This window comes from Dellaglioa sp. CoH-57-MRSF-17, assembly GCF_056782015.1.
The window spans coordinates 1-253 of record NZ_JBXAXY010000162.1 but is presented as its reverse complement, the minus strand read 5'-3'; the positions used below and the strand labels follow the sequence as shown (position 1 = coordinate 253).

Sequence of the window (253 nt, the reverse complement as noted above, 5' to 3'; positions counted from 1 at the left end):
ACATTGATGCGGCTGCGGCAGGGGCACAGATCATCACGCGTGATGGTCGCGGTGTCCAGCTGCTGGAGTACGGGCCCACTCTGCACGAGTCGGTGCGTGTACGTTGCCTCATTAATGGATCGAAGAACCCCATCACCTATTTCACTAACGGCTACAGAACCTTGGAGAAGAACACGAAATATGACCTCTTCCTCGTCAGATAAGTTTGCGGCGTCGATGCGTTCGCGAGCTATCAACTTCGACTATGTGGACG

The 253-nt window shown here is 54.2% G+C and carries 1 protein-coding gene; it reads left to right on the top strand.

The window, feature by feature from the left end:
• On the top strand, positions 1-203 hold a 203-nt coding region (locus AC1RPJ_RS08265; protein WP_481762927.1), incomplete at its 5' end, for a hypothetical protein.
• Between the last annotated feature and the right edge of the window lie 50 nt (positions 204-253).